35 protein-coding genes and 1 pseudogene are annotated in these 25958 nt (G+C 60.4%); 19 read left to right on the top strand and 17 right to left on the bottom strand.

From position 1 onward, the window contains the following. Window positions 1-7: 7 nt before the first annotated feature. The 3 genes from JWQ24_RS24265 to JWQ24_RS24255 all read right to left on the bottom strand — a co-directional run bounded on the left by JWQ24_RS24265 (window position 8) and on the right by JWQ24_RS24255 (window position 3163). The gene (locus JWQ24_RS24265; protein WP_299813661.1) at window positions 8-892 is read right to left on the bottom strand and encodes an ABC transporter permease; all 885 of its coding nucleotides are present in this window, start codon (window positions 890-892) and stop codon (window positions 8-10) included. Between the two features lie 10 nt (window positions 893-902). Continuing rightward, window positions 903-1844: an ABC transporter permease gene (locus tag JWQ24_RS24260; RefSeq protein WP_299813658.1), complete on the bottom strand. Its 942-nt coding sequence runs from the start codon at window positions 1842-1844 to the stop codon at window positions 903-905. A gap of 185 nt (window positions 1845-2029) precedes the next feature. After that, window positions 2030-3163, bottom strand: a complete 1134-nt coding sequence (locus tag JWQ24_RS24255; protein WP_299813655.1) for a M20/M25/M40 family metallo-hydrolase — start codon at window positions 3161-3163, stop codon at window positions 2030-2032. A 295-nt stretch (window positions 3164-3458) separates the two neighbouring features. On the opposite strand from JWQ24_RS24255, the gene JWQ24_RS24250 reads away from it, so the two are divergent. Then, window positions 3459-5078 carry an ABC transporter substrate-binding protein gene (locus JWQ24_RS24250; protein WP_299813693.1) on the top strand — a complete coding sequence of 540 codons (1620 nt, stop codon included), beginning with the start codon at window positions 3459-3461 and terminating at the stop codon, window positions 5076-5078. A gap of 420 nt (window positions 5079-5498) precedes the next feature. On the opposite strand, the gene JWQ24_RS24245 is transcribed toward JWQ24_RS24250, so the two are convergent. The 10 genes from JWQ24_RS24245 to JWQ24_RS24200 form a co-directional block, all read right to left on the bottom strand. Continuing rightward, on the bottom strand, window positions 5499-6578 hold the full coding sequence (locus tag JWQ24_RS24245; protein WP_299813652.1) for a tyrosine-type recombinase/integrase: 1080 nt from the start codon (window positions 6576-6578) through the stop codon (window positions 5499-5501). Between the two features lie 222 nt (window positions 6579-6800). Next, window positions 6801-7283, bottom strand: coding sequence for a hypothetical protein (locus JWQ24_RS24240; RefSeq protein WP_299813649.1), 483 nt, complete (start codon window positions 7281-7283; stop codon window positions 6801-6803). Beyond that, entirely contained in the window at window positions 7283-8050 is a 768-nt protein-coding gene (locus JWQ24_RS24235) for a recombination protein NinB (RefSeq protein ID WP_299813646.1), read from the bottom strand. Before JWQ24_RS24235 ends, JWQ24_RS24240 begins: the two co-directional genes overlap by 1 nt. A gap of 8 nt (window positions 8051-8058) precedes the next feature. After that, window positions 8059-8679, bottom strand: a complete 621-nt coding sequence (locus JWQ24_RS24230) for a lambda exonuclease family protein (protein WP_299813643.1) — start codon at window positions 8677-8679, stop codon at window positions 8059-8061. Next, on the bottom strand, window positions 8676-9404 hold the full coding sequence (locus tag JWQ24_RS24225; protein WP_299813640.1) for an ERF family protein: 729 nt from the start codon (window positions 9402-9404) through the stop codon (window positions 8676-8678). The genes JWQ24_RS24230 and JWQ24_RS24225 overlap by 4 nt, the downstream gene beginning before the upstream one ends. 31 nt (window positions 9405-9435) lie before the next feature. Further along, window positions 9436-9843, bottom strand: a complete 408-nt coding sequence (locus JWQ24_RS24220) for a hypothetical protein (RefSeq protein ID WP_299813636.1) — start codon at window positions 9841-9843, stop codon at window positions 9436-9438. A 103-nt stretch (window positions 9844-9946) separates the two neighbouring features. Beyond that, complete coding sequence (locus JWQ24_RS24215; RefSeq protein WP_299813633.1) at window positions 9947-10249, bottom strand: hypothetical protein; 303 nt, start codon at window positions 10247-10249, stop codon at window positions 9947-9949. Beyond that, window positions 10249-10581: a hypothetical protein gene (locus JWQ24_RS24210; RefSeq protein WP_299813630.1), complete on the bottom strand. Its 333-nt coding sequence runs from the start codon at window positions 10579-10581 to the stop codon at window positions 10249-10251. Before JWQ24_RS24210 ends, JWQ24_RS24215 begins: the two co-directional genes overlap by 1 nt. Before the next feature lie 94 nt (window positions 10582-10675). Further along, complete coding sequence (locus JWQ24_RS24205) at window positions 10676-11092, bottom strand: hypothetical protein (protein WP_299813628.1); 417 nt, start codon at window positions 11090-11092, stop codon at window positions 10676-10678. Between the two features lie 5 nt (window positions 11093-11097). Beyond that, a complete protein-coding gene (locus tag JWQ24_RS24200; protein ID WP_299813625.1) occupies window positions 11098-11487 on the bottom strand; it encodes a hypothetical protein in 390 nt (129 codons plus the stop codon). Between the two features lie 411 nt (window positions 11488-11898). Here JWQ24_RS24200 and JWQ24_RS24195 point away from each other — a divergent pair, with 411 nt between their 5' ends. Then, window positions 11899-12189 carry a hypothetical protein gene (locus tag JWQ24_RS24195; protein ID WP_299813622.1) on the top strand — a complete coding sequence of 97 codons (291 nt, stop codon included), beginning with the start codon at window positions 11899-11901 and terminating at the stop codon, window positions 12187-12189. A gap of 290 nt (window positions 12190-12479) precedes the next feature. After that, entirely contained in the window at window positions 12480-13256 is a 777-nt protein-coding gene (locus JWQ24_RS24190) for a KilA-N domain-containing protein (RefSeq protein WP_299813619.1), read from the top strand. A gap of 120 nt (window positions 13257-13376) precedes the next feature. Here JWQ24_RS24190 and JWQ24_RS24185 read toward each other — a convergent pair whose 3' ends face one another. From JWQ24_RS24185 to JWQ24_RS24175, 3 genes are all read right to left on the bottom strand, one after another. Then, complete coding sequence (locus tag JWQ24_RS24185; protein WP_299813617.1) at window positions 13377-14102, bottom strand: type VI secretion system-associated protein TagO; 726 nt, start codon at window positions 14100-14102, stop codon at window positions 13377-13379. Window positions 14103-14341: 239 nt separating this feature from the next. Further along, complete coding sequence (locus JWQ24_RS24180; RefSeq protein ID WP_299813614.1) at window positions 14342-15172, bottom strand: S24 family peptidase; 831 nt, start codon at window positions 15170-15172, stop codon at window positions 14342-14344. Between the two features lie 421 nt (window positions 15173-15593). Next, window positions 15594-15863: a hypothetical protein gene (locus JWQ24_RS24175; RefSeq protein ID WP_299813611.1), complete on the bottom strand. Its 270-nt coding sequence runs from the start codon at window positions 15861-15863 to the stop codon at window positions 15594-15596. Window positions 15864-15949: 86 nt separating this feature from the next. On the opposite strand from JWQ24_RS24175, the gene JWQ24_RS24170 reads away from it, so the two are divergent. The 13 genes and pseudogenes from JWQ24_RS24170 to JWQ24_RS24110 all read left to right on the top strand — a co-directional run bounded on the left by JWQ24_RS24170 (window position 15950) and on the right by JWQ24_RS24110 (window position 23215). Continuing rightward, entirely contained in the window at window positions 15950-16417 is a 468-nt protein-coding gene (locus tag JWQ24_RS24170; RefSeq protein ID WP_299813608.1) for a hypothetical protein, read from the top strand. Continuing rightward, window positions 16417-16659: a hypothetical protein gene (locus JWQ24_RS24165; protein WP_299813605.1), complete on the top strand. Its 243-nt coding sequence runs from the start codon at window positions 16417-16419 to the stop codon at window positions 16657-16659. Before JWQ24_RS24170 ends, JWQ24_RS24165 begins: the two co-directional genes overlap by 1 nt. Beyond that, window positions 16656-16913, top strand: coding sequence for a hypothetical protein (locus JWQ24_RS24160; protein ID WP_299813602.1), 258 nt, complete (start codon window positions 16656-16658; stop codon window positions 16911-16913). The genes JWQ24_RS24165 and JWQ24_RS24160 overlap by 4 nt, the downstream gene beginning before the upstream one ends. A 223-nt stretch (window positions 16914-17136) precedes the next feature. Next, window positions 17137-17538 carry a hypothetical protein gene (locus JWQ24_RS24155; protein ID WP_299813599.1) on the top strand — a complete coding sequence of 134 codons (402 nt, stop codon included), beginning with the start codon at window positions 17137-17139 and terminating at the stop codon, window positions 17536-17538. Further along, window positions 17535-18356 (top strand): DUF6551 family protein, encoded by an 822-nt coding sequence (locus JWQ24_RS24150; protein ID WP_299813597.1) that lies wholly within the window; start codon window positions 17535-17537, stop codon window positions 18354-18356. Before JWQ24_RS24155 ends, JWQ24_RS24150 begins: the two co-directional genes overlap by 4 nt. After that, on the top strand, window positions 18349-18741 hold the full coding sequence (locus JWQ24_RS24145) for a helix-turn-helix domain-containing protein (protein WP_299813594.1): 393 nt from the start codon (window positions 18349-18351) through the stop codon (window positions 18739-18741). Before JWQ24_RS24150 ends, JWQ24_RS24145 begins: the two co-directional genes overlap by 8 nt. Next, window positions 18738-18953, top strand: a pseudogene (locus JWQ24_RS24140) (repressor LexA); the annotation flags it as partial. The gene JWQ24_RS24145 and the pseudogene JWQ24_RS24140, both read left to right, overlap by 4 nt. Window positions 18954-19159: 206 nt before the next feature. Beyond that, a complete protein-coding gene (locus tag JWQ24_RS24135; protein WP_299813591.1) occupies window positions 19160-19795 on the top strand; it encodes a class I SAM-dependent methyltransferase in 636 nt (211 codons plus the stop codon). 20 nt (window positions 19796-19815) lie between these two features. Next, complete coding sequence (locus JWQ24_RS24130) at window positions 19816-20163, top strand: hypothetical protein (RefSeq protein WP_299813588.1); 348 nt, start codon at window positions 19816-19818, stop codon at window positions 20161-20163. Then, complete coding sequence (locus tag JWQ24_RS24125) at window positions 20160-21014, top strand: hypothetical protein (protein ID WP_299813585.1); 855 nt, start codon at window positions 20160-20162, stop codon at window positions 21012-21014. Before JWQ24_RS24130 ends, JWQ24_RS24125 begins: the two co-directional genes overlap by 4 nt. Continuing rightward, the gene (locus JWQ24_RS24120) at window positions 21007-21357 is read left to right on the top strand and encodes a hypothetical protein (RefSeq protein WP_299813582.1); all 351 of its coding nucleotides are present in this window, start codon (window positions 21007-21009) and stop codon (window positions 21355-21357) included. Before JWQ24_RS24125 ends, JWQ24_RS24120 begins: the two co-directional genes overlap by 8 nt. Then, window positions 21354-22943: a DEAD/DEAH box helicase gene (locus tag JWQ24_RS24115; protein ID WP_299813579.1), complete on the top strand. Its 1590-nt coding sequence runs from the start codon at window positions 21354-21356 to the stop codon at window positions 22941-22943. Before JWQ24_RS24120 ends, JWQ24_RS24115 begins: the two co-directional genes overlap by 4 nt. Further along, window positions 22940-23215, top strand: a complete 276-nt coding sequence (locus tag JWQ24_RS24110; RefSeq protein WP_299813575.1) for a hypothetical protein — start codon at window positions 22940-22942, stop codon at window positions 23213-23215. Before JWQ24_RS24115 ends, JWQ24_RS24110 begins: the two co-directional genes overlap by 4 nt. A 164-nt stretch (window positions 23216-23379) precedes the next feature. Here the strand turns inward: JWQ24_RS24110 and JWQ24_RS24105 are convergent, their stop codons facing one another. After that, window positions 23380-23646, bottom strand: coding sequence for a hypothetical protein (locus JWQ24_RS24105; RefSeq protein ID WP_299813572.1), 267 nt, complete (start codon window positions 23644-23646; stop codon window positions 23380-23382). Between the two features lie 313 nt (window positions 23647-23959). Between JWQ24_RS24105 and JWQ24_RS24100 the strand changes: the two genes are divergently transcribed. The 3 genes from JWQ24_RS24100 (at window position 23960) to JWQ24_RS24090 (ending at window position 25957) form a co-directional block, all read left to right on the top strand. Continuing rightward, window positions 23960-24385 carry a hypothetical protein gene (locus tag JWQ24_RS24100; protein ID WP_299813569.1) on the top strand — a complete coding sequence of 142 codons (426 nt, stop codon included), beginning with the start codon at window positions 23960-23962 and terminating at the stop codon, window positions 24383-24385. After that, entirely contained in the window at window positions 24385-25080 is a 696-nt protein-coding gene (locus tag JWQ24_RS24095; protein WP_299813567.1) for a hypothetical protein, read from the top strand. Before JWQ24_RS24100 ends, JWQ24_RS24095 begins: the two co-directional genes overlap by 1 nt. A 361-nt stretch (window positions 25081-25441) precedes the next feature. Beyond that, the gene (locus tag JWQ24_RS24090; RefSeq protein ID WP_299813564.1) at window positions 25442-25957 is read left to right on the top strand and encodes a terminase small subunit; all 516 of its coding nucleotides are present in this window, start codon (window positions 25442-25444) and stop codon (window positions 25955-25957) included. The last annotated feature ends 1 nt before the right edge of the window (window position 25958 follow it).

Here is a 25958-nt window from a genome sequence, read left to right as displayed (position 1 = left end):
TGTTCGTTCATTTGCCGCTCTCCCGCTGCTTCATGCGGGGATCGAGCGCATCGCGCGCCGCGTCGCCGATCAGGTTGACGGAAAGGATCGCGATCGACAGCAACAGGCCTGGCCAGAAGATCAGCGACGGCTTGATCTGGAAGAAGGCACGGCCTTCGGCCATGATATTGCCCCAGGTCGGCGTCTCCGGGCTGATGCCGGCGCCGAGGAAGGACAGAATCGCTTCGGTCAGGATCGCGGAAGCGGCGATGTAGGTGCCCTGCACGATGAGCGGCGCTACGGTGTTAGGCATCAGATGCCGCCACATGATCTTGGGCAGGCTGGTGCCGAGCGAAATCGCGGCTTCCACATAGGGCTCCTCGCGCGCCGACAGCACGACGGAGCGTACCAGCCGTGCGACGCGGGGAATTTCCGGAATGGTGATCGCGATCATCACGGTGGTCAGGCTGGCGCCCGACAGCGACACCACGGCGATTGCCAGCAGCACGCTCGGCATTGCCATCAGGCCATCCATTACGCGCATCAGGATGGCGTCGACCCATTTGAAGAAGCCGGCCACCAGGCCGATCAGCAGGCCGATGGCGATGCTGATCGCGGCGGCGCCGAGACCGATCAACAGCGAGATGCGACCGCCATAGAGAATGCGCGCCAGCACGTCGCGGCCATAGGCATCGGTGCCGAGCAGGTATTGCATACTGGATGGCTTCAGCCGCTCCGCCGGCAACAGCAGCTGCGGATCGTGCGAGGTCAGCCAGGGCGCGAAGATAGCCGACAGGATGACCAGCGCCAGGCAAACCGTCGCCACCGCGATGATCGGCGTGGCGGTGAGGAAGCCTAGGGACGGTCCGCCGCGTGAGGGAAGGGCCGTATTGGGGAGGGAGTCGATCGCCATCTACGGATTCCTAGTAACGAATTCTGGGATCGAGCAGCGAATAGGCTAGATCGATCAGCAAATTGACCAGGACGTAAATGCCGGAGGTCAGCAAAATCATGGCCTGGATTACGGGGAAGTCCCGCGCCAGCACCGCGTCGACCGTCAGTCGCCCGACACCCGGCAGGTTGAACACGCTCTCGGTGACAACGACGCCGGAGATCAGCAGCGCGAAGCCGGTGCCGATCACGGTGATGACCGGCACGGCAGCGTTACGCAGCGCATGACGCAGCAGCACACCGCTTTCGTTGATGCCCTTGGCGCGCGCGGTACGGACATAGTCTTCGCCGAGCACGTCGAGCATTGCGGCGCGTGTCATGCGGGCGATCAGCGCGACATAGATGAAGGACAGCGCGATGGTCGGCAGGATGATGCGCTCAAAGAACGGACCGAAGCCGCGGAAGATGCTGCGGAAGCCCTGCACCGGCAGCCAGCGCAGCTCGATTGCGAAAATCTGGATCAGCACATAGCCGATCACGAACACCGGTACCGAAAAGCCGATCACCGACAGCGCCATCACGAAGCGGTCGATCCAGGTGCCATGCTTCCAAGCGGCAATAACGCCGAGCGGGACGGCCACGACAATCGACACCAGCATGACGCTGAGCGCGACTGACAGCGAGGGCTCGACGCGCTGGCCGATCATCTGCAGCACCGGCACGTTGGAAATCAGCGACGTGCCGAGATCGCCGTGCAGCAGCCGGCCGATCCACGAAATGAACTGTGTATAAAGCGGTTCGTTGAGGCCGAGTTGTGTGCGGATGCGGTCGAGCTGCTCCGGCGTGGCGTTATCGCCTGCGAGAATCGCGGCGGGATCGCCGGGCGTCAGACGCAGCAAGAGGAATACGAACAGCGCCACGACGCCCATCACGGGGATGGCGGCGAGAATTCGACGAATGAGGTAACCGAGCATGGCGCGTTCCTATCGGACGGCGCGGCCCGATGTCGGGCCTCGCGGAATCACGAAGGAAACGGGCTCGTTGAAGATGTTTGTCATGGGCCTCACTGTCGATAACTACTGTATTCGGATGAGCAAAACCTGTGCCACCGCCACTGTCTGCGCGCCTTAATGGCGCGCAGACACCGGTCCCTTGTGCATCAATCCAGCGTCGCCAGCAAACCTGCCATCAGACGGCCGCGTTCGACGAGGCTGTCGACTTCGATGTACTCGTTGAGCGTGTGCATGTCGGCGCCGCGGACGCCGAGGCCATCCAGTGTCGGGATACCCATCGCGCCGGTGAAATTGCCGTCGGAGCCGCCGCCGGAGCTTTCGTGACCGAGATCGACACCGAGATCCTTGGCAATCAGGCGGGCCTTCTCATACAGCGCCATGGTGCCGGCATCCGGTTCCCACACCGGGCGGGTAACGCCGCGCGTCACCTTGAAGGTGACGTCGTTGGACGTGCCTGACAGCGCCAGCATGCGCTCGACGCCGGCGTCGAGATCGGCCTGGCGCTTCGCCATGCTGAGCGCTTCGGCGGTGCAGGACGAAGCCACGCAGTTGACCCATTGTCCGCCATGCACGACGCCGACGCTGAAGGTGCAGTCCGGCCCGGTCATCTCGTCGATCGCGATGATCTGGCGCGCCATCTCGCGAATCGCGGAACGGCCGTTCGACAGCGTGGCGCCGGAATGGCTGGGCGTGCCGATGGTTTCGAGGTTGAAGCGTGCAATCGCGTAGCGCCCGGTGACGACGCCCTTGCCGCCGCGGCCGGCGGGCTCCGGCACCAGCACGTATTTGTTGCGTGCGGCTTCCGCCTCGATGATGTCGCGCGTTGACGGCGTGCCGACTTCCTCGTCGGGCGTGAACAGCACGGTGATCGGCAGCGGCGTGGTGAAGGATGCGCGCGCCAGCTGGCGGATCGCTTCCAGCGAGAGATAGTTGCCGCCCTTCATGTCGCAGATCGCGGGGCCGTAGCACCTGGCTCCTTCGCGGCGCCACTTCAGCTTCTCGATGGTGCCGACCGGATGCACTGTGTCCATGTGGCCCGCGATCAGAATGCCCGGCTCGCCGAATTTAGGATGTGGAAAACGTGCGCGGATGCAGCCGCCGAATCCCTGGCGTCCGGCGATGCGCTCGATGGTCGCACCCATGATCGCCATGTCGCGCGCCGCGAGATCGAGCATGCTGTTGACGGCGTTGGCGTCCCAGGTCGGGCTCTCGCACTCGACCCACACGCGCAGGCCTTGCAGCATGGCCTCGGTGTCGAACGGCAGGTTGGCGGGATTCATCGGCAACTTCCTTGTGGATGAGAATTTCGTTTGTTGTTCGGCGTCGATGCGCGCGTGGCATGCGGAGGGATCGGGCCGTCAAGCGAGCCTTAGCAGCAGTGGATTTGCATTGGCAACTCCACGCGCCGCGGGTGAACTGCCCGGTATAAAACCGCATTGACGCGACGCGCGCTTGATGCAAGTCTTTGATGTCTAAAAGATAAAGGCAGTACGCCGCGACCGCCTAATATTCCGTCGCGTTGCACACTGAATCATCGATCGATGATCAGTATCCAATCAGGAGTGAACGATGTCCATGATCTCACGTTGGCGGAATTCCGCGACGTTCTCGAAATCCGCGCTGACCGGCGCGGTCGTCGCAGCCGCACTGGCGCTGCCGACCTTCGCCTTCCCGGCCTTCGCCGCCGGCAAGACCATCACCGCGGTGATGCACTCCGATCTGCGCGTCATCGATCCCGGCATCACCACGGCCTACATCACGCGCGATCATGGCTACATGGTTTACGACACCTTGCTGGCGATGGATTCGGACTTCAAGATTCAGCCGCAGATGGCGAGCTTCAAGGTTTCCGACGACAAGCTGGTCTACACCTTCACGCTGCGCGATGGTTTGAAGTGGCATGACGGCCCGGCCGTCACCGCCGAGGATTGCGTCGCTTCGTTGAAGCGCTGGGGCCGCAGCGACGGCATGGGCCAGAAGCTCATGGACTTCACCAAGAGCATCGAGGCGCCCGACGCCAAAACCATCGTGCTGACGCTGAAGGAGCCCTACGGCCTGGTGCTGGACTCGATCGCCAAGCCGTCGTCGCTGGTGCCGTTCATGATGCCGAAGCGTCTGGCGGAAACGCCCGCCGGCAAGTCGATCGCCGAGCAGATTGGCTCCGGCCCGTTCAAGTTCGTGCAGGCTGAATTCCAGCCCGGCGTGAAGGCCGTCTACGAGAAGAACAAGGACTACGTGCCGCGCTCCGAGCCCGCGAGCTGGGCTGCCGGCGGCAAGGTCGTCAAGGTCGACCGCGTCGAGTGGATCACGATGCCCGATGCGCAGACCGCGGTGAACGCGCTGCAGTCCGGCGATATCGATTTCATGGAGAACGGTCCCTACGATCTGCTCCCGGTTCTGTCCAAGGACAAGGACCTCAAGCTTGAGGTCCTCAATACGCTGGGCTTCCAGACGCTCGGACGGATGAACTTCCTGCTCCCGCCGTTCGATAACGTCAAGGTTCGCCGCGCGGCCTTCCTCGCGATGAATCAAAAACCGGTGCTCGATGCGCTGGTCGGCAATCCCGAATACTACAAGGTCTGCGGCGCGCTGTTCGGCTGCGGTACGCCGAATGCGACTGAAGCGGGCGCCGAGACCTTGATCAAGGGCAGCGGCTTGGCGGAGGCCAAGAAGGCGCTCGCCGAATCCGGTTATGATGGCACCCCCGTCGTGATCATGGCGCCGACCGACGTCACCACGTTGAAACCGCAGCCGATCGTGGCGGCGCAGCTGCTGCGCGATGCCGGCTTCAAGGTCGAAGTGCAGGCGACGGACTGGCAGACGGTTGTTACCCGCCGTGCCTCCCAGAAGCCCGTCAAGGAGGGCGGCTGGAACATGTTCTTCACCAACTGGGTGGTTGCGGACATTCTCAATCCGGTCTCCAACGTCTCGACCTCGGGCCGCGGCAAGGCCACCGGCTGGTTCGGCTGGTTCGATGACCCGAAGATGGAAGAACTGCGCGACAAGTACGCCCGTGCATCGACACCCGAAGAGCAGAAGGCTGCCGCTGCCGAAGTTCAGGCCCGCGCCTATGAGCAGGTCGCGTATCTGCCGCTCGGCGAATACCGCGTGCCGAGCGTATGGCGGAAGTCGCTGACCGGCGTGTTGCCGGGCGCCGCGACCCCGGTGTTCTGGAACATCGACAAGAAGGACTGATCCGCGCCACTTCGCGCAGGATTGATCCAGTTGCCGCGCCGGCCCGAGCCATCGGGCCGGCGCGGTGCGTTTGGGGTAGGGAGCTTTGCGCTATTCAAGGAGAGTGCGCGCGGATGTGGGGCCGATGGCTGCTTTGGGACCGCAGCCCGCGACGGGAATAGTGCCTGTTCGGGTATGTTCAGCAGGTGTCAGGTCCGCTCTGGCCATGACGTCCCAAAAGGCATTGCAGCCCGATGACGCGAAAGGCGTTGACCGCAGGGAGGAAAACCTTGAAGGAACAGCGGTCGCGGACGTGGCGGAACTGGTAGACGCAAGGGACTTAAAATCCCAAGGCCTTATTGATTTAATTGAACAATTCATGTGGCCGTGCCTCTTAAACCGTATCGAAAACCATAGAACAAAGCGAGATTTGCAAAACATCTAGGGCTTCTTTCGATGCCCGAATGCACGGATGACTTTGCTCTCCGCTTCGACGTGTCGCGTATAGTGTTTGCCCATTCGCTCCGACCGATCGCCGAGCGCCGCGGCCACGTCGCCGTTGCTGGCGCCGTCGCGTCCGAGTTCGGCAGCGAAGCTGACCCGGAGCCCGTGCAGCGTTGCGCCGGGCTCGACCGCGCTGGTGGTTTCGATGCCGCGCAGGAAGTGGCTCACCGCCGTCTGCATCTCTTTTTCGCTCTTCCAGACCGTGCCATCGCTGCGGACGGCGATGTTCAGTGAGGTTCGGTCTAGACCGTCCAGATAGACCTGCAGCTCGGGCGGCGCCGGCACCCACGAATTTTCCTTGTTCTTCTTGGCGACGTGCCGAAAGCACTTCCCGAAACGCGCATCCGGCTGGTAGTTTTTCCACTGAATTTTTGCGATGGTCTGACCGCGGAGCCCGACATGGCGCGCCAGCATGAGCGGCGTCATAATCTCGTTGTTGCCGGCGGCGCGCGCGATCGCGTCCCGCCATTCTTCCGGCGCCCACTCCCGGTTGGCGTTCGGGTCCGCTGTATGGATCTTGTCGATGCCCATGGCCGGATTGGCGGTCATCTTCCCGCGCTTCACGGCCTGGGTGAACATAGACGACAACGCGGCCATCATTTTGTCTGCGAATCGCGGCCACTTCACCTTGGCGCACTTGTCGAGCGTTTCGTACAGCGCCGGCTGCGTGATCGTGTCGAGGGGGGCGTCCCATTCCGACTGCAGGTAGAGGAACGCGGCCCGGTAGTCTTTCTTGGTCGCCTCGGCCAGCTTGCTGAATTTGCTGCATTCGTTTTCGAACCACTGGATCAGCCCGCCCAGTGTGTCGGCCGGGTAGGACTGCTTCAGGTCACGCCGTTGCAGGCGCAGGTAGGCGGCCCGCATGTCGGGTTCGCCAAGCCGCTTCTCCAAGTCCGACCGGTTGCCGACAAAGCCCCTCAGCAAGGCTTCGCCGCTCGCCCTATGATAGACATAGAGCTTCGTCCCATCCCGGTTCTTGGTGACGTTAAGCCCGTCCATTCGCACCTTGACCACCATTGATCTTCTCCCCGAACCGTCTGGTTGGGGCTGAGCTTGCAACATTCGGGTCCAGCGAGGAAAGCCAAAGATCGAGACTGGCCGTTCGATACCGGTGCCCGCGTGTGGAATCCGTGAACTGCACGGGTTTCACAGGACATTTCTTCTTGAAAAGCTGGACCGACAAGCCCGAGTACGCGGCAGCCTGGTCGAGCCTCAACATTGCCGGCCACGCGCTCGGGTTCATGCGTCGCTCCCGACAACGCGACGGTCCACGCAGGGCTTGTTCGGCGGCCTGGCGCTGTTCTGCGGTCGGCGCTGGCCGATCTTCCGGCCCTTCGGCCATACGTACTTGCAGGGCTTCGGATCGGCCTCGACGGGCTCTCCGTTGGCCTTGGAGGCCAGTACCGCTGCCAGCGCATTCGTTGCCTTGGCCAACCTCTTCGCCTTTGCGATGCGCGGGACGTCAACCTTGGCTGTGATGCCACGGTGTTCCACGATCGGGCGTGGCTCTAGGTTCCACGCTTCGTCCGGCCCATCGTGCGCATGCGGCACTGGGTAATGGTCGAAGTGGAAGAGCGAGATGATCTGGTCGTCGCTCATCTGCTTAGCCATGTCGTGCGGGATGACCCGCTCAAGCTCGCCGTTGTCATTCGGGCGGACGATGGTGAGCAGGGCTGACGCCAGCTTTGTGCGCAGTGAGATCGACTTGCGGGGTGCTGACATTATGCCAGTTCCTTTTCAGCCAGCGCGTCGTTGATCGCAGCGGCGTCTCCGAAGTGCTGTTTGAAGACCGATCGAATGGCCTTGGCGGTTTCGATCTCGTTCCTGGTCGTCGGCAGAGCACCGAGCTTGTCGAAACAACGCTGTGCCGCATTGATCAACCCTCCGGGGCTTCTGGCTTCTGACAGTGCATTCCGCAACCGATATTCCCATCCCTGCGGGAGAGTGGGCTGCGGAGCGACGGAGCCGCCAGACTCGTCGCCCCGCGCCGCTACATTGTCGGGCCCGGGAGGAGCAGCCGACAATTCGGATGAAGGTGAGCCCGCGCCGGCGACCGGGGGAGGGTTTGACGCGGGCTCTACCGTCTCAGCCTGGGGAAGCTGAGACGGATTGGAATTGGTGTCGTCTTTGAACTTGACGTCGTGCTGGGCGCCGAAAGCGTGGATGAGTTCAATTAGATCTGACATCTCGGCCTTGGACAGATCCGACGATGATCGACCGAGATTGACGAACCCGTTCCCGTCGATATTCGGCACGGTGCGCAGCTCGCGCTTGAGCGCATCGATGAATACGAACTTCCAGTCGTCAGCCGTCAGCTTCACGCCGTGCCAAGGACACTGCGCAGCTACCTCGGACAGCATCGCCCACAGCTTGGCGTTCTGTTCGTCAGATCGTTTGGCCTGCTTGAACTCCACCCGCATGCCGGCTGGCGCTGCCATTACCCATCGGCTGGCTCGCTCGCGGTCAGCCTGCGACTGGATGGTGATCAAGGCCCGAGTCATGCCGCCAGCCCTATCGTCTTGTTGCCGTAGCGGCGCACGAACTCGACAAGCTCCGCAAGCTCATCATTGAATCGATCAACCGCGCCTGCGAGGTTGGCGATGTAGCCATCATCGCGATGAACGCGGACCACCAGGAGCGGAAGTTTCGGCGAGTAGGACACAAAATCCCACCACTCGCGCTCGCAAAGCCAGATGCAGCCCTGAACCTGGGCCTTGTATTCGGACGGAAGCGCAGCGCGCTCTAGCCGGTCAATCTGGATGTGAGGCAACGCGGCTTTGATCTCGAGCCCGCCGTCCGCGTCGATAAGCGAATCTGGTGAGCAGCCCTTGTTGCCGTTCTTCACAAAGCCGACGATCTGTGGTTCGCGGTCTGTCAAAAATGAATACAGCGCGCGCGCCTCCGGCTCTTGTTCATGTCCGCGCTCAGTATGGCGGTTGCTATAATTTTCGGACGGCTCGCCGGTTACAATCTCGCCGGCCAACTGGCGCATGTATTTCGCGCGGGTTTTCCCTTCACCTTTGGCAAGAATTGAAGAAAATGCCGAAGCAGTCGGCAATCCCATCCTCGCGCGGATCCACTCGTCGCTATTTTGATCGCAGTTAATAGTCTCGATCACAGCGGACTCCTTTTCGCATCAAGAGCCTGCATCGCGGCGTCGAACCGTTTTGCCGGCAACTCCGCCAACGTCTCGACCTTGAGGAACTTGCAGAACTTGGCGATGTCAGCGGAGACTTCCGCGGCGACCTTCTCCATCTCTTGGAGCTGCAGCGCGGTGATCGTGGCGTTACCGCCTTCCGACGTCTGCCCGTCATCGTCCCGCGCGGCCGCCAAGCCGAGAGCGGCCTTCAGGGTGTATCGCTGAAGGTAGGAGACGACGGAGCCGATGGCCTGAATGTCGTTCTTCCCGCCTGACGAGTCGCGGCTCGATTGAAGCGCGGTCTCCTCGCGATGCCCGTGGCCGGTAACGAGGCAGCAAACGCGGACCTGGCCGCCTTCCAACTGCTCAGTGCGCCAGCGAACGGCGAGACCATGCGTCTTCAGCACCGGAGTAATCTGCCGGATGATGTCGGATAGATCCTCATGCTTGTACGAAGTCTTCTTGTTGCCTTCGCCGTATTCGACAAGACGGTTCTTGACGATCACCGGGAGGTCGGCCTGCGCGTTCGCCATAGCTATGTCGAAAGCTTTGCGCGATTGGCCGGATTCCCAACGCTCCTGAAGATCCATGATCTCCTTGAGGTCGGCACCGGTGATGCCTCTCTCGATCGCCCGTTCCACAATGGATACCGGGTTCGGTGCCGTCTGCGGCTCGGCTTCGATCTTCGTTGCGATCTGGTTCATCGGCGGCTCCTGTAGTTGGGTTCGGCGGCGGTCACGGGCGCGGCTTTCGGTTAATGTGGAAGACCAGCATGCTGATCAGGTGGCCCGCTGAAGCATCGATCTGGCCTGCGAGCTTCGCCGGCAGAGGCGGGTTGGTCTTCAGTTCGCGCCGCAGCCACTCGGCGGCCATCTTCATGCCGATCAGCGTTCGGGAGCGGTGCGCTTTCAGCAGATCGTCGGTCGCGTCGAGAACCTTGTTGGACGGGCTATCGAGATCGCTGACGTCGAGGTAAATCTGCAGCGCTTCCATGCCGAGTCCGCGGAACGGATCCGGCAATTCATCGCTCGGCAGAGCGCGGCGGCCGGCGTCGGGCTTGTTGTCGTGGGTATCGGAGACGAACTGGCGCGCGGGCTCGCGGCTGGAACGGGCTTCGACGTGATTGCGGAGAGGACCGCTCATTGGAAGGCTCCCACAATTGCGTGTGCGTTCACGATGATGGCGGCGCCCAGGATTATGGCTATCACGACAACCATCTGAGCGATTGCTGCAGCGGCAAACGGAGTCATTGCTGGACCGCCATTTCAGCGGCGACGACGCCGACGGTGCGGAGATATTCCGGCGAATGATCGCCGATGGATATGACGTTCGACACCGGCGCCGGCGTCGACATGGCCTCCTCGGCCTGCACGACAGCGGCAAGGAGCTTGTCGGCCGCGTCGCGGGCGTACTGAATGGCCAAACGGCGGTCGCTCTCGCTCATTTGCTGCCAGTGGTAGTGCAGGGCATGGCAGTTGCCGATGATCTCAGAGGACGCGCTGGTCGCGGTGACGAGAGCGGCGACGACGCTGTGCGGGGCGTTAGACATCAGACTTCTCCCTTGCCGGCGACGAGGACACCAGACGAGTTCAATGCACCCTGAGCAAGAAGCTTCATGTTGACTGCATCCATGTTGGAGGCATCCGTGATTGGAAATTGAGCAATGGTCGCTAGAGCCGCGACCAAAGTCTCATGCGCATTGACGGCGCGGACGATGAGGTCAGCGTTGGCTCCGGCCTCACGGCTAGAGCAGAGATCGTCTTCATGCCAAGCAAGGCGGCCCTTGACGGCCACGATGGTGCGATCAGCGCCAAACCACTCGCGGGTAATGGCTGCAGTGCCTTCCGTCCATTTCCAAGGCGTCGGCGTATGTTCAGCCATCACATAGCTCCGAGAACGATTGCCCAAACGGCAATTGTAAAAATGAAAGCGAGGATTGCAGCGGCCTCAGCCGTTGCGCGGAGCAGGGCGGGGATCATGCTTCACCCGCAGTAATCGACGAGGCGGCCCGGGCGCAGAGAGCCGCCGCGGTCAGCGCCAATTCAGGGGTGTTGCCCCACGACGAGCGGTCCGGGTCATTGTGGCCAACGCGAGCGCAGATGGTGAGCCCGCCGTTCGTGCGCTCCAGAACCCAATCAAAATCATCGGGGATCAACGTTGCCGCAGCTTCGAGTGACGAAGTGTAGTGGGGAACGACGATCAATCTTCCGGTCGCGTCGCGCGTTTCGTCTATATCGCACCACTTGCCGGAAGCAGCGTGCGTGTAGCCGGTCTTATTCCGGGTGGCCCCCGGGGTCACGGCAAGCCAGATATCGGCATCAAGTTCACGATCGCCGTGGCTCACGGCTTCGCAGCACGTCACCAATTCAAGTAGCTTTGTATGCTTTGCCATCGGACCTACTCAGCCGCCTGAGCAAGCAGCTCGGGCGTCCCTTCGATCTCGTCCAACTGGTCGGCGCTCTCGACAACGAGGTCGTACTTGTCCAGCGCCCGCTGGTAGTCGTCGGCGCGCTGGCGAGAGGCGAGGAATTCGGTTGCGGCGTAGGCCGGCGAAGTCACGCCGTAGACCTTCCGGGCGACAGCGAGCGACTCGGACCGCCGCGCATCGGCGGCGCGGATGTCGAGGCCGAGCTGGATAGCTGCGGACGAAAGCTCGCCCGGTTCGTCGTAAAGCCCGTTGTAGATCGCCACGGCGAGGTGGCCGTAGGTGGCGGACATGCGGGCAGCGACAGCTTCGGCAGATGGACCGAAGCGGCGCTTGAAGGATGGGCTGAGACTGAGGGTCACTGGCGGCGCTCCTGATCTGGTGACTGGAATTTAATTCCAGAAAAGATAGAAGTCAACACTTGTCTGGAATTATTTTCCGGTCTAGTTTCCAGACGCTCTCCGGTAGTCGGGGTGTGGTCTCGTGAACGACGAGGCAAAACGCGTAAGGGCCCGCCGGCAGCCAAAATGCTGGTTGGAGTTGGCAAGCGCCCGGCCTCAGAGCCGATCGAGCGCCCCGATGGCTAACGCGGTCCAGCGCGCAACCTGGAGGCTAAGCAGAGGGGAATCGGCACTTGCGCCCATTTGTGCCCCCCGACCAATGAGGGATTTTTCTTTCCTCCCACGCCCGGCCCTATAGGTCGGTTCTGGGTATCAACAGGGAAAGAAAGGGCTCCGCAGGCATGTCCAAAATTCAGAGCAAACGGAGCAAAAATGGCTCGGATGAACTGGTCGAAAAGGAATCTGAGGGCAGGGGAATATGAGGAAAAATACGATCCCGGCACTGAGCTGCTGAGCGGCCGGACGGTAGCGCCCATTAAGCTAACTGGACTAGCAGCGAGGGCCGCCCAAGCGGAGAAGGCCTGGATCGAGGAAAGGGCCGCGAAGGCCAAGAAACAGCGCCAGCGTCGCCGAAAAGCCAAGCGCGATGCAAAGCCGCCGACGCACGCCGAAACCGTTCGTCTCAAGCAGATTCGGACGCAGCTAGGGTACGGCGACGCCTAAGCGGCAACGGTGAGATCCGATTATGTTCTCGTTGCGTTCGGCTTTGAGCGAGAAAGCGGGGATGCTTTTCCGGCTGAGCCGTTTCGCTGTTCCAACCGCACTGCGAGCGCCGTAGTTTGAGAAAGGTGATTCGTCACCGAAAGCCGAAAGGCGGCCCGTGCAACCGGAACCGCCTTTCTTAAACTTGAACCAGACTGCTCACGCAGTACAGGCCTCCCAAGCAGAGTGTTTGTACAACCTTGAAGGATTCCTTCAAGCGCGCGACGGTCGCAATGTACAGGATCCTCAACGTGCAGCAGCACTTCGACTTAATCCCGCATTCCGTGATGGGCGGGATCATCTACCAACGCCCCAAAGACGGATACATAAACGCAACCGCAATGTGCCAAGCAGCGGGTAAACGTTGGTTCGACTACAATCGGCTCGAAACGACCAAAGGCTTCTTGAGCGAGCTTGGGTCCGCGACGGGAATTCCCGCTACGGGATTAGTTCAGTCAATTCAAGGAGGTGAACCGCATCTGCAGGGAACTTGGGTTCATCCCCAAGTGGCGATCAATCTAGGACAATGGCTGTCGCCAGCATTTGCCGTTCAGGTGTCGCAGTGGGTGTTTGACTGGATGTCGGGCTCGGCACCGTCGTCCGTCGCGGATACAGTTCCCTACCATCTCCGTCGCTATGTCGCGAACCAGCAAAACGTCCCAGTTGCGCATTTCTCCGTGCTGACCGAAATGACGCAGATGCTGATCGCGCCTATGGAGATCATGGGTTACACGCTGCCGGAGCGAATGCTGCCTGATATTTCGCAAGGCCGCATGTACTGCAAATGGCTGCGGGACAAGCATGGTGTGGATACAGACGCTTTGCCGACATATCTCCACGTTTATGAAGACGGCCGGCGTGTGCCTGCGAAGGCGTATCCTGAGAGCCTGCTGCCAGATTTCCGCAGGCACTTCAGGGAAGAGTGGTTGCCTATCCGGGCTTTAGACTACTTCCAGCGCCGTGATAGCGAGGCCCTTCAGTTTCTCCCGAAATTGATTGCAGCGAACAAGCCGAAGAAATTGAATTGACGAAAGGAGCCCGCCTTAACCGGCGGGCTTTTTCGCATCAAACCTGCTTCAGGGCTTCGAAGGGATCGATCGGCGGTTCTTGATCTGTCATCTCGCCTCCACGATCTCTCTCAGGGACGGTCAATTCAGCTTCATGGGTGCCGGAGACTTCGGTTTTGGCCTCGGCGCTACGGCCGGCGGTGTAGCGGGCTGTGTGACGCTCGCGGGCGTAGGTGCTGCTGGGATCGCCCTATCGACCTTTGGCGTGGTCCAGTGACACGTCTCGGCCACCTTATTCCGTGCGGTCGAAACGTCAGCGAGGCTGAACGTGCCGTCGGCTTGCTTGCCCTGGTAACCGGAAGCTCGAAGGAATAGCTTGCCATTGTCGGGAAGCAATTTCATGAAATCAGCCGCTGGGTATATAAAAAGAGCCCGGTTATTGGTGCCAACCGAAGTTGAAATCGTCTCCGGGGAAGCGCTGTCGATCCTGACCAAAACGTCGGCTCGGCCGGTAGCAAAAAATCCAGACGGTGGGACGAATACAGCTTCGGTCCTCTTTTCTATGCATCGAAAAACGAGAAAAGCGTCCTCTTGCTCTCCTGCGAGGACGGCCAGCACCTGTTCGGAATCATCAACTGGTGATTGGCTCTCGGTGTAGACCCATTTGCCCTTCACGGGCGCGGGCTCTTTCGCCTCTTGTTCAGGAGTCCTTGGCTTCGGGCCAATAGCGTCAAAACATTTCAGCCGGTCGCCGTCAGCAGGCAGCTTTTTGCAATTGGCGAATTGTAGGGGCTCGAACTGAGCCGCGGCTGGAAATGAAGCAAAGTAAATGCAAATCACAAGAATCTTATGCCCACCGCGAATCACGACTCGACTCCTATGTCAGCTTGAGTTTTATTAGAACGAAATAAGAACAGGCAGGCGGGTAATGAGTGCGTACTGGATAGTCTGTCGGGACTGCGGAAACGGGAAAGGCTACGAATTCAGCTTTAAAACCGTGGAAATAAGTGTTTGGAAGCGCTTTTCGTGCGGGCCGTGCAACGATGCCGGCGGCGAAGGGAAGCGCATCCAGGTTTTAGAATCTCTGTTCGATGGCGCTGAATGTCTCACCCGAGAAGATCTCGCAGCGTCAAAACTCGCCATAGTATTTTGACCTCTCCGTTATCGAACTCGAGGTCTGACGCTGGGTTGAATTGCTGGCAGTACAGGCGGCGGCCCGTCTTTCGGACAAGGCGTTTTAGGAAGCTTTTCGGCGGGTCGCCATCGTTTTCGGGATATAGTTCTACGACCACGTCATCGCCCGGCGCCGGCTCGCGGTGCTGGACGTAGATCAGCTCACCGGGCGCAAATCTCGGCACCATGCTTTCGCCAGCGACATTCAGGGCGGCGACGTTCTTCGCATTCCGAATGCCCGGCGGCCGGCGCACATGGTCAATCACATCGCCGAAATAGAAAAAACTGTCGTCGCCGCCGACTGTGACGCCGCGCACGTCCATCCATTCTTCGCCAGTGTCCGGCCATCCTTCACCAACCTTAAGCACTTCGGAGGCTTCAGGCCCACTTGGGCGGATCACGCGCGCAGCATTCGATGCCTGCCTGATGCCGAAACGAAGATACTCCTCCGTTTCACCCAGCGCGGCAGCGATCTTAGCCATCAAGTTGCCCCGAGGGCTTGGAACAGGCTTTGAGCCGTCCGCCGTCGGTTTCGCGTATTTGTAGAGCCGCTCAGTTAGAGAGGGCACTTCATCCGGCGAGCCGATTGCACGGGCCAAGTCGGGCACGGACCAGCCTTTGTCGCTGAGAAGCTTGAGTAATCTATCGTTCCAATCCATGCCGGCAGCATAGGAACTGGAATTATTTTCGGTATGGAATTCGACCGGCTTGCATCTGGAATTAAATTCCAGTATATCCAGATCCATGCGAACGGTATCAGACATCATTAAAGACGCTGGCGGCCCGATTGCAATCGCGGCTGCCTCCGATGGAAACGTGACCGCTGAGGCCGTCTACAAGTGGCCGAAGATTGGTATCGCTGACCGTCATTGGCCCCTCGTCATGCCGCTAGCCGACGCATCTGCCGACGAAATGCTCGCGGCAAATGTCGCCGCGCGGTCGCCCGAGGCAGTCGCATCATGATCAACCGCTTCATCCTTAACGACGTAGCGTTCATGGCTGCTCTCTCCAGCGAGAGCGCGTCCGATGCGTTCCTGAACGGCGGCCGTATGGCGCCGATCACCAATTCAGTCGTCGCGGATGTTTGCCGCGATGCGCCAGCCCCCTTGGGCGTTTCCTCCCTGACTTCGGCGGCTTCCGGCACAGCAGTTTCGCGTAGTGCTGGGGCCGCCGCCTTTTCGGAGGTCACAACCGGCTCCGGAGTTGAGCAGCTTGCGCGGACAGGTCGCGAGCCCGGTCAAAAGCTTCAGCAGGATAGATCACAAACTCACTTTCGAGCTCACCCCGCGCCTTCGCTATCAGCCCATCCGCAAGACGATCAAGGGCTGATGCCATGAAGTCTCGTGGGATCACATTGCATTCGACCAGCGCCGCCACCAGCGCGCTGAACTGGTCGTCAGCAATCATCTGCCTGGTGCCGGAGATACTAGCTAGGCGGGCTTCTGTGGCGGTCACGGGGCTGCTCCTTACTCGGTCTGCAGCCGCAAATAAAACGGGTCGCTCACGACTCGGCAAAACAATCTGACGGGAGAACATTGGAAATGAACGGCCGCCCATATACCCGCGCTGATTATCTCGCCATCAAGTCGGCCACCCGCCGAAGCTGCGAGGACGCCGGTCCGCTTCATGAGATCGCCGCCAACACCCGCGCTGACACCGCCGCGCTGTCGCGCTACGGCAATGCCGAGCGCCCTGAATTTATCCCGATCGACGTGGCGATGGATCTCGACGCGCTGTCGGGCGGCGACCGCATCCTTCGCGCATGGGCAGAAATGCGGGGCTATGATCTGGTCCGCGAGGAGAAGGGCATCGCCGTCGAGGACGCCCGTCATCACGTCAGCGCCGTCCTGAAAGAGACCGGCGAAGCCATCATCGCGATGGGCGATGTGGTAGGTCCGAAGGCGCCGACGCCCCTGGCTGCGGCCCGAGCCGAGCGCGAGCTTGACGACGTTATCGACGCTGCCGAGCGCGCCCGTGCCGACATGCGCCGCATCCGCGCGGTGTCGTAATGCGGAAACATCAAATAAACGGCGTCGACGTCACAGAGCGCGAAGCCGAGATATTTGCCGTACTGACCAACGAGCCGCAAGGCCCGTGGCAGATCGCGGAGGCAGCAGGCATCCAGACTTTTTATAAAGGCGAAACCGGGTCGCGATATTGCCATTCGTTGACGCGAAAGGGCCTCGCGCAAAAGCACGGCATGCGGAACGATCCTAAATGGTCACTGCCCGCATCTAAGGCGGTGTCGTGATGGTGCAGCCTCGCGACAATTGGGAAAAGCCTCGTAGCAAGGGCCAACACCTGACGGCCGACGAGATTGCGTTCATTAAGTCTGAGTACCGCAAGCGGTCCAGCATCCGCGACGTGGCGCGTTCGCTCAAGTGCTCGTCGCGCGTGGTGTCGAAATACTTCGGGCTGTTCAAGGCCGAAGGCGTGCGCGGTGTCCCTTTCAATCCCGCTTCGCAGCAGCCCAGTCGCTTCTACAAATCGAATTTCGAGGTTTGATTGCAATGCCCCGATCGCAAGAAGCCATTGACCGCAAGAACGCCAAGAAACGAGCAACGCGGGCCGCCGAACGCGCTGCGACCGCTTCACCGCTTCCCATCGGCATCAGCAAGACGCACCCGGCATATCGCCGTCGATACCCGTCAACGGTCAGTCTCGATACGGTCCAAGATCGCCGCGACTTCCTGCGGCAGGTCGTCTTGAACACGCCGGGAGCGTCAGCATGAAGCACCGCCAGATCGTCAGGGCCACTCTGTCGGTCCATCAAATCTGCGCCGAGGACTTCTTCGGCCGGTCCCGCGAGCCGTATCTTGTCGCAGCTAGGATGAACTGCGCGGTTCGACTGCAGAGTGCCGGCTACGCTTTTGCCGACATCGGCCGCTTTATGAAGCGTAGCCCCTCGACGATTCTTTACTACCTCAACCCGGACATGCGCGAGCGCAAGCAGAGCTACTACGCCAAGCGATGGCAGGAGCAGGGTGCTCTGAAGTTACTCCCCGAACATATCCAGGCGATCGTCGTCGAATACGCCAAGGCGGAGAATATCACGCCTCGCGCCCTTGTCTCGGAATGGATTGCAGAGCGAGCGCAGCACGAAGCGGACTCTCGGAGGGCAGCAGCGTGAGCACGATCCGCCAGGTCAAGGCCCTGAATATGCGCGGCATCGAGCCTGCTGTCATCACCAGCGAGAAGCCCCTTTTCGAATGGGTCAATCCGGGCTCGCTCTACGTCGAAGAGACCTATCAGCGAGGCATTGCAGAAAACTCGTTGACGATGATCCGCAAAATCGTCGGTCGTTGGAATTGGGCGCACATCAAACCCCCGGTATGCGTTCGAGATGCCAAGGGAAGGTTGGTAGTTCTTGACGGCCAGCACACGGCAATCTCCGCCGTCAGCCACGGCGGTATCCCCAAAATTCCGGTGATGATCGTAGAGGCGAATTCGCTTCAAGCCCGGGCGACAGCCTTTATCAGCCAGAACCGTGATCGCATCGCGCTGACGCCGTCGCACATTCACTTTGCCGCGGTCGCCGCTGGCGATGAACTGGCCGTTGCCGTCGACGACGCATGCAAGAAGTCGGGCGCGTGCATTGTGCGGCATCCGCGAGGGTCTAAGGGTGTCTACAAGATTGGCGAGACGTTCGGCATTGGGGTTATCACTCGCATCGTGAAGATCCGCGGCGTTTTTCAGACCGCAAGGGTACTGAAGGTTCTCATTGACGCCAAGCGAGCCCCGCTTCCCGCACACGAGATCGCGGCCGTTTCGATGCTGCTTTTCGAGCCTGAGTACAAGGGCAAGGTCGATCCGTTCGATCTTGTCACCGTGATCCGATCGAAGACCGTCCAAGAATGGCAGGCCGCCGCCGCCAAAGTGATGGCGACCGGCACATCGCGCCGCACCGCAATCGCTGTTGTTTGGAAGAGGGCAGTAGACCGTGGCTGATTATCAGAGGCGCTGCGAATTACTTACCAAAGAGAATGACGAACTCCGGGATCGGATTGCTCAGCTCGAGGATACCCTCGGCATGGGGTTCGACTCGCCAGCATGGATGGCGCTGACTGGAAACGAAGCAAAGCTATTCGGCCTGCTGATGGCTCGCGATGCGGTTACGAAGTCGGGCGCGATGGATATTCTGTACGGCCTCGGTCCGGATGCGGACGTCGCCGAGGAAAAGATCATCGATGTGTTCATCTGCAAGATGCGCAAGAAGCTCGATGCCTTCGAAATCCCAATTGAGACGAACTGGGGCCAAGGCTACTTCATGACAGAAGCGTCGAAGCAGCGCGCTCGAAATCTGATCGAAGAACACAAGGGGATTGCCGCATGACCGGCTTCACCCTCACCGTAAAGCAGGCAGAACTGCTGGCATTTATCGACCGGCACATCGCGGCGACGGGGCTTGGTCCGTCGTTCCAGCAGATGGCAGATGCGATCGGGCTCAAGTCGAAAAGTGGCGTGCATCGGCTAATCACTGCTTTGGAAAGGCTCGGGCGTATCCGCCGCCCCCTCGGGCGTTCGGCTCGCGCAATCGAGGTCGTCGACCAGACGCGCGACCAGCTTCGCTTTCTGGCGCCAGAAGTCCGCAACTGGGTGATCCGACGCGCACAGATGAGCAACAAGCTTCCCGAGACCTGGCTCTCGATCGAGATGCGCAAGGTGATGGATAGGGAGATCGCTCAAGGCGCGCTCACCGGTGCCGTCATCGGGGCAGGGCAGGTCAAGGACGCGCGGGCGGGGAGAGCAGCATGACGCAGAACAACTCTGCCGCAGTCATGCAGCGGCGCCACGAGCCGCACGACTCGCTCGACTTCTTCCCGACGCCGCCTTGGGCGACAAGGGCGCTTTGCGAATACCTGCGCCAGGTCGGCCCTCTCCTTTCAACCAAGAGGGTCTGGGAGCCGGCCTGCGGTGAAGGTCATATGCTGCGGCCGCTCGCCGAGTATTTTGAGATGGTCTACGGGTCCGACATTGCTCCCTACGGGTTCGGAGCCGTCCGTGATTTTCTTTTTCCCGGTGATGAGCCGACCTTCGACTGGATTGTCACCAATCCACCCTTCAGACTTGGCGAGCAGTTTGTGCAGACCATGATTGAGCGTGCGCGCGAAGGCGCTGCCGTTCTGGTCCGGACGTCGTTTTTGGAGGGAATCGGTCGGTACCGCGACCTGTTCTCGCGCTTCAAGCCGTCGGCCATCCTGCAATTCACTGAGCGAGTCCCAATGCTGAAGGGGAAGCTCGACCCGGAGAGCTCAACGGCCACCAGCTACTGCTGGATCGTCTGGCGCTGCCGTCCTCACAAGCCGGACAGCTACGGCATGCCGATGTTTGTGTGGATTCCTCCGTGCCGCCGCAGCCTTGAACGGCAGGGGGACTACGCAGCATGACGTCAGAACAAACGGTCATCATGCTGCCGTTCCCGGTCAGCGTCAATGCAATGTACTCGAACGGACGATCAGGTCGGTTCAAGTCACCTCGGTACGAGGCATGGCTGACCGAAGCTGGCTACGCGCTGATGGTACAGCGGCCAGCCAAGATCAAAGGTCCGGTCACGCTCTCTTACGAGGTTCAAGACGGATCTGACGGCCGGCGCCGTGACATCGGCAACCTCGAAAAGGGGCCGACGGATCTGCTGGTCGCACACGGCATCATCGAGGGCGATCACGATCAGATCGTGCGCGAAATCAATTTGCGCTGGTGCCGAAACGTGTCGGGCATCCGCGTGACAATCACCCCGATCAAGGAAGCGGCATGAATCAGGAACTGGCAACAGCCGAGACCGCACGATTGAAACAGTGCGAGAAAGCGATCGAGAAGGGCTTAGGCACGTTTGTGGAAGTCGGGCAGGCATTGCTCGATATCCGCGATGGCAAGCTGTACCGGGCCTCGCATAAGACCTTCGAGGCCTACTGCAAGGAGCGCTGGGATATCAGCCGACCGCGCGCCTACCAGCTCATTGAAGGCGCCAAGACCGTTCAAACAATTGCTGATGTCGCCGGCGCAGATTTGTCTACCACGGTAGACAAAATCACCGAACGGCAGTCCCGCGAGCTCGCATCCGATCCGATCGGTGCCGCACAACAGATTAAAGCTCGTGTCGAGAAGGGCGAAGAGCCGGCAAAAGCGACAGCCGAGGTCATAGCCGAACGGCGTGCCGACAGGCAACTCCGCGGCAAAAAGCCGGACCCAGAGGTTGAAGCGCTGCACGCCGAAGCGCGCGACAGCCTCCCCGAGGCCGTGAAGGACCAGATTGCCACCCGCGATGCCGCCGTCGCAGCACGAAAGGCGGCACCGACGGCCGATGAGGATTTGCAGGACGAGATCGACGAGCTGAAGAACGCTCTTGGCTCCAAGGATTCAAGGATAGCTGAGTTAGAGGCAAAGCTGGCAGATCTAGAGCCAATGCGCCTCGAGTATAAGCGCGGCGGGTTTGCTGAGGTCATCAAGGGCTTGGCTGAGCAGATCCGGGTTCTAAAAACGCGCGTCGAAACCGAGAGCCAGGAGAAGGTCAAAAACCTTCGCGCCATGGACTTCTGGAAGAAGGAAGCGATCAAGCTCGGCTATTCCCGCGATGAAGTGATCGACCTGGGGGCAATCAATGGCTGACGTCGCTCGCATCATCGAACGGGTCAAAGCTTGCGGCGCCAACATCATGGTCGACGGGAGCAAACTCACGGTTGTGAACCGGAGCCGGCTGCCGGCAGGAGCTGCCGAATTCATCCGGGAGCACGGTTGGGAGATCGCTGCGTTTCTTGAGCGCGAAGCCGCTGTCGATGAGCGGGCCGCAATCATGGAATACGACGGCGGTCTCAATCGTCCCGCTGCCGAGTACCTGACGCGCCTGCTGATGTCGTCCCCGCCCGACGGCGTGGATCGATCGGACTGGTCGTGGTTCGTCGGGCAGGCGTCTCAGATTATCGACAGAATGCCCATGGAGAGAGCCGCATGAATATGCTTTTTGCACCTCCAATCACGGACATCAATCTGAGGCCCTATCAGGCCGACGTTGTCGAGAAGCTTCGGTCGGGCATCCGTGCAGGCTGCCGACGGCAGGTGCTTGTCGCGCCAACAGCGGCCGGCAAGACTGAGATGGCCATGAAGGTCATCCAGGAAGCGCAGCGGAAGGGATCGCGGACATGGTTCATTGTCGACCGCGTCTCGCTCATAGACCAGACGAGCGAACGGTTTGCACGCCACGGAATTGACCATGGCGTCATTCAGTCCGATCACTTTCTGACCGATTACGGAAAGACGGTGCAGATCGCCAGCGCCCAGACGTTGGCGCGCCGGAAGGTGGAAGACGACCTGCTCCCGAGCTTGATCGTCATCGACGAATGCCACTGTCGGTACAAATCGACGGCGGACATTGTCGCTCGCGTGCCGAATGCCAAGGTCATCGGGCTTACGGCAACGCCGTTTACCGCCGGCATGACCGAAGACTGGGATGGCCTGGTCAATTCCGTGACCGTGAACGAACTGCTGAAGCAGGGGTTTCTGACGCCGCTGAAGATCAAAGCCTGCGTCGCGCCGGATATGATCGGGGCGAAGAAGAAGTTCACGGGCGAGTATGAGGACGAGGAAGCCGGGTCGCGCGGCATCACCATCATCGGGGATGTCGTCAATACTTGGATCGAGCAGACACAGCGGCATTTCGGCGGGCCGGTGAAGACGATCGTGTTCTCGCCTTCCGTGAAGCACGGCGCCGAGCTCTGCAAACAGTTCGTCGCGGCTGGCTTCAATTTCCAGCAGATCAGCTACCTGGACGCTGACGACGACGCGCGTCGGGTCAAGATCGCCGAGTTCAGAAAGCCAGACAGCACGATCGACGGGCTGGTGTCCTGCGCAGTCCTGACCAAGGGCTTCGACGTCCCGGACGTGAAATGCGGAATCTCCTGCCGGCCGTATCGCAAGTCGTTCTCCTCGCACATCCAGGAGATGGGACGGGTGATGCGGATATCGCCCGGCAAGGAATATGGCTTGTGGCTGGACCATTCCGGCAACGTGATCTCCTTCGCCGACGACACTTCATGGCTCTTTGAGAACGGTGTCGACAGTCTGTCCTCGGCGCAGCGCAAGGACAGCGAGGTCAGAGAGCCGCAGGAGAAAACACGTAAGGAGCGCTTCTGCGTCGAATGCGGCACTCAGATGGAGGGCTTCACCTGTTCATCGTGCGGATGGCAGAGGCCCGAGCGAGGCGAGATCCAATTTGTCGAAGGCCAACTGATCGACGTGGAGATCGGCGCGGGCGAATCCTTCAAGGCTCGCCAAGGGCTGCGTGCAGAGTGCCTGAAGCACCCAAAGGCGGTCTGGAATGCGGCCCTCAGCTATTGCATGGCGAACAGCCGTAAGGGGCCGGACGCGGCCCGCAAATGGGCGATGGGGATATTCTACGGGATCTACCAAGGCAGCAAGTTGCCGCGCGGCATGTACGACCTGCCGCCAAACCACAGCACTGTCACGCCCGAGCAGTACGGCCTCATTGACCGGGAGGTCCGCCGATTCCGCAGACTCTCCGGCCGGAAGGTGGCAGCATGAACAAGCCACGGTACATCGCCCCCGCCACGAAGCCCGGAAAGACGGAAGACCGACCCTTTGTGCTCGCGGTCCTGCGCTCCATCAGCAGGAACATGAAACAGATCGACGAGGTGATCGTCACTGCCGGGATCGCTCTCGATCGTGGTCTGATTTCCCCCGGCGCGGCGATCAACATGGTCAACAGCGTGGCACCAGGGTGCGTCGACAATTTCATGAGAGAGGTCGAAGCGGCCGAGATCGGCGTCATGCCGTTGCAAGAGGCTGCGGAATGACCCCATCGCTTGCGGCCATAGCATCGGCGCTCGGCGGCCGCGTTGTTCGCGGTCCCAAGCCGCACGTTGCCGCCCCCTTTCCAGGGAAGAAGCACGACCGCAGCCTGCACATTTTCATCAATGAGGATGATATCGGAATCCATGTGTTCCGGGACGCCGTCGACCTAATTGCCATCAAGGATCACGTCAGAAGCGTTTGCGGCATGGCTGCTTGGCAGCCAAAGCGGAAGCGGCCGAAAGCCAAGGCACCCGTCGCCTATGCGGTACGCAATCATTTCTTCGGCGAGACGCTGGCTGTCTGCCGATATCGCCGCTCGGTCAGCGCCAATCACTTCGCGCTGCTGATAAACGATCTGCGGCTCCGTGGCGACGCCATAGAGGCCATCAAATATGCCCGGGAGTTTGGCTTTGCGATCTCGGAGGTCGATCACTGCATGAACCTCCCGCCGCGGCACTACACTGCCGATGAGCGGGCCACCATCTTGAATCTCACTTATGCGGAGCGGCAGCAGCTTGGGCTGCGCCGGACCGGAGCTATTGACTTAGACAAAGCCGGACGAGAGCGGGCCCGCCGCGACCGTTACAACGCTAAGCGACGCGCAACCCGCGCGGCCGCTCGTCTGGCCGGCGTCAATATAAGTCACCCAGTTGAAGGAAGGCCAGAAGGTAAGAAAGAAGAAGAGGAAGTCCCTACAGAGATAGCTAGAACTGCGATAACCAATTCAAAATCGAGGAAGACTCCGCATGTCTCCGAAGCTTGCCCAAATCTGCGCCGACCTCGGCATTTCCGTGGTTCATCCCGCGCAGCACCGGCCATTCACCCCAATGCAGACGGCCGCAGGCAACACGTTGGACAAGATCCTCCGCGAGGAAAGCGAAAACCACCTCCGCGATGTGCTGACCGTACTCGTCGAAAGCGGGAACAACCGGAATGTTCTCGTCGCACCGGTGATCAAGGCAATTTCTCGCATCATGGCCGAGAACCCTACCTGGTATGGGAACGACGCCAGCGGGTTTCTGGACGTGATGGACGAGGCGGATATCGCCGCAATGTACGAGGGCGCCAAACCGAACAAGCGAGTGGTCGCTGCGCATGACGCCATAGCCACCCTGCTGCTGGCAAAGCTGGGTGAACGGTTTCAAGTGGTCGAACAGGAAAGGCTGATCTAATGGCTGAGGGCGAATGGACGGGGTCGATCGTGATGGCTCGCTTTCTCGAGGCTTGTTCGACCGAGCAGTTTTTCACTGTCGATCGGCCCGGGGTCGACAAATCCTACTGGCCGACATTCCAAAAGCTGCGGGATGATGACCCCACGAAGCCCGACGATCACGTCTGGCGTCACGTTTACGATGAGGACGCCCGGCAACGTTATCTGAAGGACTGGCAGGGAAAGGGGTCTGCGACCTCAGATGCTGTCTCGCGGTACGACGAGGTCCAGAAGTGGGCCGTCTCGATCCTGAAGGATGAGAAGATCAGGCGGATCGTCTGGACCTGGAGCTTTTGCGCCATCACGCCGAATCGGTCTTTCGCCAAGGCATGCCGTCACTTCGGATGGGTGCGCAGAACTGCATATCGGCGCTTTACTGTCGCTTTTGAGCAGATAGCGGCTGCTCTAAACAATGAACGCACTTTGTTGCGGCTTCCTGCCGAAAAATGGATGTCACAACTACCCGCTTCTATGGCATGTATTGATGACACGATCGGCAGAGGCAGCGAAGCAGCCCAGCCAGTCGTGCATCCCCCATACCGCGCCGAGCCGCTCTCTGACCTTCCGGAGACGCGCGACCTGTCATGGGCGCAGCGTAGGTGGCAGAGGGAAGCTCGTCTTAGGGCGAAGCTCGGAATCGGTGAGGACGCGGCATGATGTCGGGCAGGGTCTGATCGTGGGTACGCTTCATAGCCTGCGCACAAATTACCCGACGCGTGAGATTGGCCGCGAGACCGATTACGAGGCCATGAAGCGCAACGGCTTCCATGATGGTGGCATTGTTGTTGCCAGGATCGATGACCCCCGCCTGTCATGGGTGGACAGAGAAGAATTGAAGCGGATCGGCGCCAAGCTATATGGGCGGCCGAGAACTTAAAGTTTGGGTGCCGCAGCACGGTAACGTGTCTGCACTAACCGGATATCACGGTAGGCCGGTTCCAAATCAGTCGGGATGGTCCGTCGCCAATTCCCGGCCACCCAAAGCCATATTGACCAACACGGGTCCTATCAAACAGTCATGCCCGTACTCCCCAATCAGAAGCACGAAAGGTTCGCCCAAGCGCTCGCATTGGGAAAGTCGGCTGACGAGGCGTATGTCTCCGCAGGCTACAAGGCGAACCGTGGCAATGCGGCCACGCTTAAAGCAAACCAAAGCATTTTAGACCGCGTCTCGGAACTCACCTCGAAGGGTGCGGAACGGGCTGAGATAGATGTCGCTCGCGTCCTCAAGGAACTGGTGAGGCTCGGTACATCGGATATCCGGAACGCGTTCACGCCAGATGGTCGGCTGCTGCATCCGCAGGCTTGGTCGGATGATTTCGCGGCCTCGGTTGCTTCGATCGAGGTGACAACGCGAACGCTCGGCAAAGACGACAACGGCAACACCGAGGTCGAGCACGTTCACAAAATCAAGGTCTGGGACAAGAACTCCGCCTTGGAGAAGATCGCCAAGCATTTAGGCATGTTCATCGATCGGGTGGAGCACTCTGGAAACCTTAACCTGGTCGTTTCGCCAGAGGACGCCGAACTGTGAG

Source organism: Tardiphaga sp. (genome assembly GCF_028290495.1).
Classification (GTDB): Bacteria; Pseudomonadota; Alphaproteobacteria; order Rhizobiales; family Xanthobacteraceae; genus Tardiphaga.
This window is presented reverse-complemented; position numbering and strand designations above follow the sequence as displayed.

Bases quoted from the DNA above. Each gene is read 5' to 3' on its own strand.
- JWQ24_RS24265 (WP_299813661.1), bottom strand. From the start codon at position 892: ATGGCGATCGACTCCCTCCCCAATACGGCCCTTCCCTCACGCGGCGGA.
- JWQ24_RS24260 (WP_299813658.1), bottom strand. From the start codon at position 1,844: ATGCTCGGTTACCTCATTCGTCGAATTCTCGCCGCCATCCCCGTGATG.
- JWQ24_RS24255 (WP_299813655.1), bottom strand. From the start codon at position 3,163: ATGAATCCCGCCAACCTGCCGTTCGACACCGAGGCCATGCTGCAAGGC.
- JWQ24_RS24250 (WP_299813693.1), top strand. From the start codon at position 3,459: ATGATCTCACGTTGGCGGAATTCCGCGACGTTCTCGAAATCCGCGCTG.
- JWQ24_RS24245 (WP_299813652.1), bottom strand. From the start codon at position 6,578: ATGGTGGTCAAGGTGCGAATGGACGGGCTTAACGTCACCAAGAACCGG.
- JWQ24_RS24240 (WP_299813649.1), bottom strand. From the start codon at position 7,283: ATGTCAGCACCCCGCAAGTCGATCTCACTGCGCACAAAGCTGGCGTCA.
- JWQ24_RS24225 (WP_299813640.1), bottom strand. From the start codon at position 9,404: ATGAACCAGATCGCAACGAAGATCGAAGCCGAGCCGCAGACGGCACCG.
- JWQ24_RS24220 (WP_299813636.1), bottom strand. From the start codon at position 9,843: ATGAGCGGTCCTCTCCGCAATCACGTCGAAGCCCGTTCCAGCCGCGAG.
- JWQ24_RS24215 (WP_299813633.1), bottom strand. From the start codon at position 10,249: ATGTCTAACGCCCCGCACAGCGTCGTCGCCGCTCTCGTCACCGCGACC.
- JWQ24_RS24210 (WP_299813630.1), bottom strand. From the start codon at position 10,581: ATGGCTGAACATACGCCGACGCCTTGGAAATGGACGGAAGGCACTGCA.
- JWQ24_RS24205 (WP_299813628.1), bottom strand. From the start codon at position 11,092: ATGGCAAAGCATACAAAGCTACTTGAATTGGTGACGTGCTGCGAAGCC.
- JWQ24_RS24195 (WP_299813622.1), top strand. From the start codon at position 11,899: ATGGCTCGGATGAACTGGTCGAAAAGGAATCTGAGGGCAGGGGAATAT.
- JWQ24_RS24180 (WP_299813614.1), bottom strand. From the start codon at position 15,172: ATGTCTGATACCGTTCGCATGGATCTGGATATACTGGAATTTAATTCC.
- JWQ24_RS24170 (WP_299813608.1), top strand. From the start codon at position 15,950: ATGAACGGCCGCCCATATACCCGCGCTGATTATCTCGCCATCAAGTCG.
- JWQ24_RS24165 (WP_299813605.1), top strand. From the start codon at position 16,417: ATGCGGAAACATCAAATAAACGGCGTCGACGTCACAGAGCGCGAAGCC.
- JWQ24_RS24155 (WP_299813599.1), top strand. From the start codon at position 17,137: ATGAAGCACCGCCAGATCGTCAGGGCCACTCTGTCGGTCCATCAAATC.
- JWQ24_RS24135 (WP_299813591.1), top strand. From the start codon at position 19,160: ATGACGCAGAACAACTCTGCCGCAGTCATGCAGCGGCGCCACGAGCCG.
- JWQ24_RS24130 (WP_299813588.1), top strand. From the start codon at position 19,816: ATGCTGCCGTTCCCGGTCAGCGTCAATGCAATGTACTCGAACGGACGA.
- JWQ24_RS24125 (WP_299813585.1), top strand. From the start codon at position 20,160: ATGAATCAGGAACTGGCAACAGCCGAGACCGCACGATTGAAACAGTGC.
- JWQ24_RS24120 (WP_299813582.1), top strand. From the start codon at position 21,007: ATGGCTGACGTCGCTCGCATCATCGAACGGGTCAAAGCTTGCGGCGCC.
- JWQ24_RS24115 (WP_299813579.1), top strand. From the start codon at position 21,354: ATGAATATGCTTTTTGCACCTCCAATCACGGACATCAATCTGAGGCCC.
- JWQ24_RS24110 (WP_299813575.1), top strand. From the start codon at position 22,940: ATGAACAAGCCACGGTACATCGCCCCCGCCACGAAGCCCGGAAAGACG.
- JWQ24_RS24100 (WP_299813569.1), top strand. From the start codon at position 23,960: ATGTCTCCGAAGCTTGCCCAAATCTGCGCCGACCTCGGCATTTCCGTG.
- JWQ24_RS24095 (WP_299813567.1), top strand. From the start codon at position 24,385: ATGGCTGAGGGCGAATGGACGGGGTCGATCGTGATGGCTCGCTTTCTC.
- JWQ24_RS24090 (WP_299813564.1), top strand. From the start codon at position 25,442: ATGCCCGTACTCCCCAATCAGAAGCACGAAAGGTTCGCCCAAGCGCTC.